Origin of the sequence: Peribacillus simplex NBRC 15720 = DSM 1321 (genome assembly GCF_002243645.1) — a bacterium.
Taxonomy (GTDB): Bacteria; Bacillota; Bacilli; order Bacillales; family DSM-1321; genus Peribacillus; species Peribacillus simplex.
In genome coordinates, this window is sequence record NZ_CP017704.1 from 5,637,422 (window position 1) to 5,645,783 (window position 8,362).

Below are 8,362 nucleotides of genomic sequence, written 5' to 3' on the forward strand. Positions count from 1 at the left end.
ACCCTTTAGTTCAAGACAAATTGGGGTACGGCAACGATTCGTTCTTTTTTGGGCCACTCAAAGCTAGGGCAAATTCATTTATTTTGTTGAATTTACCTTAACTTTTTTCTTTAGTGTTCACTTACAACAAAGTTGTTTAATTTTAATATTCCATACATTACACGTAAATGGGACAGTGTTCAAAAAAATAGTTATTTAATTATCTTCACCCTGTACTCATTTTACAAAAAATAAATAACAATAAAGTCGATTAAATCTGCTTAATCTTCAACAATTGCGCCCGATTCTGGAATATTGAAATATGGAAAGGCTGCTTGATTGATTTAACAACGTTGTGCAGTGAAAGTCGTTTAAAAATAAGCTGTTCAAGGCATATTCTTACGTAAGTAATGGTCTCGATTCTTACCATAAAGTTGTTTCATTTTGCACTGTCAACAAGACTGCATGATGCTAATTAGGAAATATAGTTGTTTGAAAAAACGGTGGAATGCGGGTTTCTGTGGTCATTAGCCACCTCGAATGTCTGACATATTTTCAGGAAATCTCTTGCATTGAAATTGCTATCGTTTTCTAAGTATGGTTCACGTCAAAGTTACGTTTGTGGGGATCATGTAAGACCTACTAAATGGTAGACAGTTGGTCGATGAAGCAGGAAACTTCCGCCTCTTAGGCGGTGAGTAGTTCACGTATTCAAAACAGGTATTGTTTATTTCACCCGAAGCACTATTTTTCCCTTGGATGTCCGATTTTCGATACTCTCATGAGCTTTTGCTACTTCAGATAAATCCAGTACTTCTGTTACATCGACCTTCACTTCGCCACTTGCCACATAAGAAAGGGCTTTTCGTGCTGCTTGTGCAACGATTTTGGATGGTACACACTTAGTAACTGTAGATTAAATCCAAGGACTGCTTTACTACTAACCAAAGTTCATTCGCAGATGGGGTAACATCTACTGCTTCACTTGCATTGCCCATGACAACCAATCGTCCTAATGGGGACAAGAGAGATAATCCTGTTGTTCTGGCTTCTCCTCCTACTTGATCAATGACAATATCTATACCACTACCTGCAATAGTTTGTGCATATTCGTCTCGTAAATAAACTTCGTCATAGCCTAAACTTTTGGCATATGCTACTTTTGTTTGCTTCCTACTACTCCAATCACCCTACCTGCTCCAAGGGCACGGGCCATTTGCCCGATCGCACTTCCTACTCCACCAGCGGCAGCATGTACCAGTACCGTTTCGCCTTTTTGTAAATGTGCCACACTGGATAAAATCATCATCGCGGTCGTTACATTGGATGGATATGTTGCTGCTACTCGCATATCTACAGTTTTTGTTTCTTGATCCAACGGGATAACCAAATCCTCACTCACTTTCACTACCTCTGCATATCCACCTCCATTTACAATTGTTAGAGCTGCAACAGGTTGACCTACTCTTACTCCCGTTACTCCTTCACCGATTTCTCGAATTGTTCCAGATACCTCAATTCCCGGAACAAATGGAAGCGTTAAATCCTCTACAACACCTTTGCGAAATAATACTCCGCATAGTTAACACCTGCATAAGCAACATCAATTGTTACTTCTCCAATCCCAGGTTGTGGAGTTGCTACTTCTTTCTGTGTAAGTACGGATGCTTCTCCAAATTGTGGAATGATAATAGCCTTCATTTTTCTCTTTCCCCTTTCGCTTGCCTGATAATTACTAGGCATTTTTTGTTTATTTTCTTTTCTATGATTTTATTCTAATAGCTACCAATATTATTACGAGTTTTCGTTATACTAGTATTATCAGTAACACTTAAGGAGAGAAATCTGGATGGAAAACAGAAATAAAAGTGCTTGGGGAGTTTTTAAAGTCACGACGAGCAAAGATTTCTCCTGATGGGCTACATGTTTCGACTGGAATGAGAAAACGAATTTTTTAAATAGAAGCATTATAAACAAGAGCTGATTTTCTCCTAACTGGCTCTAAATATGATTGTTGGCTGCCTACACCTAAAATGTTTTTAATGGTTCTGCAACGGACTAACATTCTTACACCTATGTTAGTTTGAATTTTTTTACGTACTATCATGCCTTTATTGTCACTTTAAGAGGTAATTTGCGCTTATTTTAAGTGTTATTTTAAGATGCCTCATATTCCCCAACCCTTAATTCAATAAATTTACATTTACCATTTTACGCTAATTCTGTTAAAAAACATATCCCTTATTGAACTATCCTCCCTCAATAAACTAAACACAATCTCACGATTGCTCTAGAATTCTTAGGATTTCATAGTCATATCATTAACCGTTATCTATGTAAGCTCGGCATTACTCTCAAGGATAGGGATTTATCGAAAAAAGTGTATGCTAAACTAGCCAATAGGAAAAAATTGGTTTAAGCAATGTTATGATCGCACTTTTGGATATCCACATGTCTCATGGAGGTCAACCCTCCCATGTCTCACAGAGTCGATGCTCCTACATTCCTTCGTTCAACCTTTCCATGAGGTGGATGTCGGTCATGCTGCCCACAGGATAAGTCCTCACGTTAGTTGCTTTGCCGACTAATCCGTGCTTCACTTTTAAATGAGTGTTAATTAAATGACCGTGTAACCTTAAAATTCAATGAACTATGCGACTGTTTGATGTACTACAAATGTTGCCATATGAGGGATATCCTTTAACATCTTGTCTTCTTGAAACGTAAATTGTTTTTTACCGATTGAAAACAGAATTCGAATAAGCTTGTTACACAAGGCTATCAGAGATTGCATTTTCCTTAAGGGATTGTGAGAACGTGTTGTGTAATATATATGAAGAGCTTTAAAAGCCTTGTTCTTTGCCACCAGTATCATGGCTGCCCGGAATAAGAGAGCCCTCATTTCTTTCGTCCCCGTTTGGTAATCTTGGTCTGTCCTTTGTGCTTTCCGGATGTGTTTTCTTTTAAACTTAAACCTGCTAATTTTACGATTTGGCGAGGATGTTGATAGTCTCTGAGGTCGCCGACCTCTGCGAAAAACCCTGCTACTGTATCTCGACCGATTCCTGACACCTCTAACATCTGTGTGACACCTGGGATATGGTCTAATAACTGATCTAATTGATGATCTAATTCTTCGAATTTCACTTGAATAAAATCATACTTCTCTAGTAAAGCTCTCAACTCTAATTTTGCCATAGCTGCCCCTTGACGAATACCAATCGAACGATTGGCTGCTTCTTTGAGTGCTCGTATCTTCTTTAAGCCTATACTGCGTTTTACCACTTGTCTTAAGGAAAGTAAGAGCTCTTCATCCGTATAATTTACAAGTTGATGTGGCAAGGCTTCTAGCTTTAGAAAATGAATAGCTGCCTTGCCTTCCCAACTTTTGAACACTGTCAAAAATTCGGGAAAGTAACGATCAAGCCAGTTATGAACTTGTCCCTGAACGACCTGTAAGTCAACGTTGAGAAGATCGCGAAGTTTTTTGGCCACTCGGAGTTCTGCATAAATTCCTTGTGGAATTGTTGGTTCGGCATATCTTCCGTCTTTGACTAATTGTGCGATGACTTTTGCATCTTTCACGTCATTCTTTGTAGGTGAATTATCGTCTAATTCTTTACTTCGTTTAACATGTAGTGGATTGACAGATACGAACTTAATATTATTCTCTTTTAGAAGATGAGCTAGATTTAACCAGTAGTGACCGGTTGGCTCCATGCCTACAATCACTTGATTTAACTTACACTCTTTAACAAGTTGGTTAATCCAATCTAGAAACGAATGAAATCCTGCTTTCGTATTTTCAAAGAAACACGTTTTACCCAGTTCCAATCCTCTAAAATCCTGTGCTCTCGCGACATGATTGTGCTTGGCTATATCTACTCCGACAATTAAGGTTTCAGAAGTAATTTGAGTGATTTTATGATTTTGGTTATAATTCATTGTGAGACCTCCAAATAGATGTTTTTGTCCTTTTTTAGCTGGCCAGCTTAGGACACATTCATCTTATCAAGAGGTCTTTTTTCGTTCAAACCTCATTTTCAGTTATTACAGGAATGCTGCCCCTTTAGTTCCATAAGAAAAGAGCTGCCTTAAAACAGCTCCGATCTTCAGCTAACGCACCCGTTAGTTGAATAACTTGGAAATCCATAAACGGTCTGATGTATTAAATAAACCTAAAACACTCATAGCGACTTTCTCAAATTCTTCTTCTGTTTTTGCATTCTCAAAATCAAACCATATCCCATCTTCATCTTCCGATTCTGCTCCTAACCTTAAACGTTTGTATATATGATGGGCAGTAACTTTGTTAGGTGGGATTTGTTCACCCCAATACATTGTTACACCTTCTGTTGGGCAAGTCGCCAATTCAACAATAAATGAACCACCCCATCTGTTGAATTGGAAAGTAATTAAATCTATATTATTTTCATTTTTTCTTCTTAAGTGAGGTAATGAGCCTTTAAATTCTAGCTTTCTTAAAACTGGTATCACAACTTTTTTCAAGGCATTATCCATCATTTTTCTTTCATTCGAAGCCATTTTTTCTTTCTCCTTCCTTTTGTTGTTCAACTAACCTGCCCCGTCCCCTCCTTATACAGCTAGCTCAGCAACAAACGTTTGTAAACTAAATCGCTTTATTGCGTTGTACTGGTTCATATACATTCATTTAGTGACTCGCTCATCCCTCTTCATTCGTTACCATCCAACAATTTACCTTACAAAACACAAGCGTATTTAATTGTTTATTGTTTTTAGATAAACCTTAGTCTTAATAGAAACAAATTAGTCAACCGGAAGAAGGATTCTTATAATTCAATTGCTGAGCCAAAAAAAGAATTTGTAACAATAGCTTTATCCGAATAGGCATATGGATATAAGATACATTGCTTCCTCACGTCCGGCGCCTTGAAAAAGGATACGATAGTTGCATAAGAAAAAGCTGCCTTAAAGACAGCTCCGATCTTCAGCTAACGCACCCGTTAGCTCATTAAGAATTGTGTATTAGAATTAATTCAGTTATATTTTTCTGCGCATTACCTTTACTATTAGTGCGAATAAACTATACCAGTTAAAGAACCCACAGCATATGACCAAGAGAAGTAGTTAAAGGGAAAATAAACCATTATCATAACGGCAAAATATCCTGCTGAAAAAATATTATATTTTTTCAATTCCATCTCCTTCATCTCCTAAAATATTACATACATTCTATCATAAAGCAATTTTTCTTTTTCAACAATCCTGCCCGATAGTTGCATAAGAAAAAGCTGCCTTAAAGACAGCTCTGTTCTTCAGCTAACGCACCCGTTAGTTCATTAAAAAATCGATTCTTATTAAAGAATCACGCCCGTTTGCTGAATAAGATTTTTCTATCTTATTCTAAAAGACTTGCCACTGAATCTGTGTACGCTTCTACCCATTTAGAAAATGGAAGTTCGTTATCCCAAGTGACCATATTCATTGCTTTTGCACAACCCCAATCTAAAACCCGTTGATGAAGCATATGTACTTTAATACGTTTTTTTTAAATCCTCTTTTTCTTCTAATTCACGACAAACACATTGACTAAATGCTTTGCAATTTTACGTTCATTGTTATCTAAATAATATGTAATCATCTTTATTAGATCTGAAATAGGGTCTGCAAAATAAGAATTCGTAAAATCAAATACACCACTTATTTCCCATCCACTGTCCCCTAAATATATCAAGAAGTTCCCAGGCTTAAAATCACCCATTACAAAAGTTGAAGAGGATAAATTATCAAGTGCCTCTTTGGATTCGTCCAATAAAGTTCCTACCCATTCAAAATCCTTTTCCGTTATTTCTGAATATTTTTTTGCATCTTCCAACCAAAACTTTATTCTATTGAAAAGCCATTGAGTATAGGTATCCTTAAAGGGAATAATGTCGAATTTTTCGGTATTAAGTTCACCAAATTCGTTTACTTTCCAAATTACATTTCTTCATGAACTATCCTGCCCCGATAGTTGCATAAACAAAAAGCTGCATTAAAGAAAGCTCTGATCTTCAGCTAACGCATCCGTTAGTTCTATAAGGGGTAGCTTCAGGAAAATACGGATACAATGTTAAGGAAATTCCGATATTAAAAAGCCCAATTTCTCAGCATTAAAATTGAGAAATTGGGCTTTTTTCGTTACTCCATTAAAGCGCCCTTTAACGGAACAATTCTATTCGTCATTCAACAGTTTCATAATCAACCTTCGTTGTAAACTGCTTATTGGTTTAACTTGAATTGCACCCTCTCAGCTCTTTAAACTCCCCAACTGGGCTCCTGCTGATATTCCGAAGGTCAATAACTGCTTCAACAATAAAGATAAATTACTTACTTACTTTTAAAAGAAACTGATCGATACGTTCTTTTTGCCGTAAGTGGTGCCGGAAATGCATTTCGATTAGCTGAAAATATTCCTCTGCATTTAAATAATCCCATTCTTCGGTGCTGAACTTTCTGGCGGTCCGGAATGTCAGAGAGCTTTTCTCTATTTCTTGCATTTTCTCAATGATTTGAAGCAGTCCTTCCTTTACTTCTTCTTTTCCTGTAGGATTTGGCGGTGTGAAATCCGGTGTATCCGGACCTTTTAACCTGATTGGAGGAAACGTTCCTTCTTTGAAAATCGATTCGCCTATTTCTGTTTTTTTACCGCCATCGGAAGTGGTGCCATTAGCACATTGCTTAATGGCTTTCAAATGAAGATAAAGGGTGCCATTTATTAAATGATTGTACATTTGTCCTAATGACCATTCATCCTCAGAAGGCTTCCTCGTAAACTCATCTAGCGAATATTTACTTAACTCTTCAATATAGTATGTAGCCACCTGTTCGAATCGCTTAGATATCTCTTTTGTATCCAATAGATCTCCCACTTTCTTTATAATTTTCTTTCTCCTTAATGTTGAGTAGTACGTCCCAATGCTAAACTAAATAACATCTTCTGACATTAACTTCGACTTACTTACAAATAATCCCTTCTCTTTTATTCAAGAAAATGGCCCAATTGTTGAATAAGGTCAAAGAGCAATCTTCAACTATCCTGCCCCGAAAGTTCATTAAGCAAAAAAGCCACCACATGGCAGCTCTGGATCTCAACTAACGCACCTGTTTGTTCAACAGAAATATCAAATTACAAAAATTCATAGTAATTATCTAATAATTCTTCGCTACCTTTTTCTGCTTCTTTCTCATCCATTTCCTTATCTTCTAGCCATTGTTGATAATGGATTATCTCATGAGCCATGCTACGTAAAATTGCCCATAAAGCATCATTTTTTCCTCTTTCTGAAACTAATTCTTCATAATCTCCTGTTGCAATTCTTATGTAAGGTTCAACAGTTTTATCATAAGGTGCAAAAAAAGTAGCACTTGCCAGTTCTTTTGTATCTCTGGTTTTAAGTTGATAATCCGTTTTTAGATATACAACAACTCTTATAGGAAATTCCATATATGTACGTAACCAAACCAAAGCTTAAACAAGCTCGTTTTACTGATGGATTTACATCCTTTTCACACCTGACTCTTAATCCTGAGCGCAGATATTGCACATCACTTGTGGTCATACCTAATCACCTTTAGTTTCATTTTATTGCATAATTCACTATCTTACCGAAATTTCCTTCTCCCACTAACCTGCCCCGTTAGTGCCATAAGAAAAAGCTGCCTTAAAGACAGCTCCGATCTTCAGCTAACGCACCCGTTAGTTCAAGAACAAAAAATTAGTCAGCACTTAGATGTTTGTTCTAAGTATGTAAAGTAAAATTTCAAAGCTGTACAGTAAGTCTTTAAAGTATTGCTGCTACTTTCCTTGTTATGGAGGTATTTCATATACTTTGCAACAGAATCAAAAGGCAACCCATTTGTATCCAGTAGAAGAAAAGCTTTTCTATTGTCAACAGATATCTCTTCCACTCTCATGTGAACAACCTCCCATTAATTATTATCTTTAATAGTATTTCTACCTATATTCACTACCATTATTGTTGTTTTTAAGGTCCTCGAACCTAACGGTTCTGCGGAGTGCTATCCTCGCACCGAGACTATGTCCCTCAACAACAAAACAAATGTTCTAATATGCATTTCCATATTAAACCTTTTAAACCATATTTTCAATCATTATTTATTTAATCAATTATGTAATAAAAAAAGGATAATTAGTCCTCATAATAGACTAACTATCCTATGAATTATTATCTTAATTTAAACTTATCCCTGTCTCTCTTTCGATTAATCAATCATGAAAATTCGTTCCATCTGTCACCTCTTTAACAATGCCAGCATTTATGACAAAAGTCACCGAAATGCTCTCCTTGCTGTCTTTCTTTCGCATAACGGGAAAGAAGTACACGCAGCTCTTTTAATA

8 protein-coding genes and 3 pseudogenes are annotated in these 8,362 nt (G+C 36.6%); all 11 read right to left on the reverse strand.

What is annotated here, in order from left to right; all coding sequences use genetic code 11:
• Window positions 1-706: 706 nt before the first annotated feature.
• A complete protein-coding gene (locus BS1321_RS28875) occupies window positions 707-829 on the reverse strand; it encodes a zinc-binding dehydrogenase (RefSeq protein WP_198319683.1) in 123 nt (40 codons plus the stop codon).
• A gap of 52 nt (window positions 830-881) precedes the next feature.
• Window positions 882-1,004: a hypothetical protein gene (locus BS1321_RS28545; RefSeq protein ID WP_257790329.1), complete on the reverse strand. Its 123-nt coding sequence runs from the start codon at window positions 1,002-1,004 to the stop codon at window positions 882-884.
• Window positions 1,005-1,097: pseudogene (locus BS1321_RS28880) on the reverse strand (hypothetical protein); the annotation flags it as partial.
• A gap of 38 nt (window positions 1,098-1,135) precedes the next feature.
• Entirely contained in the window at window positions 1,136-1,381 is a 246-nt protein-coding gene (locus tag BS1321_RS27950) for an MDR/zinc-dependent alcohol dehydrogenase-like family protein (protein WP_232522745.1), read from the reverse strand.
• Between the two features lie 30 nt (window positions 1,382-1,411).
• A pseudogene (locus BS1321_RS28885) lies at window positions 1,412-1,498 on the reverse strand (hypothetical protein); the annotation flags it as partial.
• 29 nt (window positions 1,499-1,527) lie between these two features.
• Complete coding sequence (locus BS1321_RS27955; protein WP_198319684.1) at window positions 1,528-1,680, reverse strand: hypothetical protein; 153 nt, start codon at window positions 1,678-1,680, stop codon at window positions 1,528-1,530.
• A gap of 949 nt (window positions 1,681-2,629) precedes the next feature.
• Window positions 2,630-3,924, reverse strand: a pseudogene (locus BS1321_RS27175) (IS110 family RNA-guided transposase).
• Between the two features lie 183 nt (window positions 3,925-4,107).
• Window positions 4,108-4,524 carry a DUF4304 domain-containing protein gene (locus BS1321_RS27180; RefSeq protein WP_063236589.1) on the reverse strand — a complete coding sequence of 139 codons (417 nt, stop codon included), beginning with the start codon at window positions 4,522-4,524 and terminating at the stop codon, window positions 4,108-4,110.
• A gap of 1,003 nt (window positions 4,525-5,527) precedes the next feature.
• Window positions 5,528-5,836 (reverse strand): aminoglycoside phosphotransferase family protein, encoded by a 309-nt coding sequence (locus BS1321_RS28410; RefSeq protein ID WP_232522746.1) that lies wholly within the window; start codon window positions 5,834-5,836, stop codon window positions 5,528-5,530.
• Window positions 5,837-6,326: 490 nt separating this feature from the next.
• Window positions 6,327-6,860 (reverse strand): DinB family protein, encoded by a 534-nt coding sequence (locus BS1321_RS27190; protein WP_094246670.1) that lies wholly within the window; start codon window positions 6,858-6,860, stop codon window positions 6,327-6,329.
• 269 nt (window positions 6,861-7,129) lie between these two features.
• Entirely contained in the window at window positions 7,130-7,447 is a 318-nt protein-coding gene (locus tag BS1321_RS27195) for a hypothetical protein (RefSeq protein WP_232522747.1), read from the reverse strand.
• Window positions 7,448-8,362 lie beyond the last annotated feature (915 nt).

What these genes read in the sequence shown, in the direction of transcription:
- BS1321_RS27180 (WP_063236589.1), bottom strand. Translation starts at nt 4,524, where the DNA reads ATGGCTTCGAATGAAAGAAAAATGATGGATAATGCCTTGAAAAAAGTT.
- BS1321_RS27195 (WP_232522747.1), bottom strand. Translation starts at nt 7,447, where the DNA reads ATGGAATTTCCTATAAGAGTTGTTGTATATCTAAAAACGGATTATCAA.
- BS1321_RS27955 (WP_198319684.1), bottom strand. Translation starts at nt 1,680, where the DNA reads ATGAAGGCTATTATCATTCCACAATTTGGAGAAGCATCCGTACTTACA.